The 618-nt window shown below is 43.2% G+C and carries 1 protein-coding gene; it reads left to right on the forward strand.

Annotated features, from left to right (window positions below; all coding sequences use genetic code 11):
- A partial coding sequence (locus H4J57_RS19535) for a tandem-95 repeat protein (RefSeq protein ID WP_182243997.1) occupies window positions 1-618 on the forward strand: 618 nt, incomplete at both ends.

Below are 618 nucleotides of genomic sequence, written 5' to 3' on the forward strand. Positions count from 1 at the left end.
ACAGCTGAAGATACAACAGCCACAGGCAATGTGCTTGATAATGCTGAAACAGCCGATGGTCCACTCACTGTAACGAGTTTTACTGTTGATGGTAATACGTATAATGCAGGTGACACGGTTACTCTCGCGGAAGGTGAGCTCACTTTAAATACCGATGGTAGTTATACTTTTACACCGAATGATAACTTCAATGGTGCTGTGCCTGTAATTACTTACATTGTTACTGACGGTGCAGGTGACACTCAGAGTTCTACCCTAACAATTTCAGTGACACCCGTGTCTGATCTAAGCGATGATAGTGAAACTGTCACTGTTGCAGAAGATACAACCGCCACAGGCAATGTTTTAGACAATGCAGAAACAGCAGATGGTCCACTCACGGTAACCAGTTTTACTGTTGATGGGAATACGTATAATGCAGGTGATACAGTTACTCTCACTGAAGGTGATCTCACCTTAAATGCAGACGGTAGCTATACCTTCACACCAAATAACAACTTTAATGGTGCTGTGCCAGTGATCAGCTACACCGTTACTGATGGTGCCGGTGATACCGAAAGTTCTACCTTAACAATTTCAGTAACACCAGTTTCTGATCTGAGCGATGATAATGAGAAC

It is taken from the genome of Colwellia sp. BRX8-7, assembly GCF_014077275.1.
In the GTDB taxonomy this organism is placed as follows: domain Bacteria; phylum Pseudomonadota; class Gammaproteobacteria; order Enterobacterales; family Alteromonadaceae; genus Colwellia_A.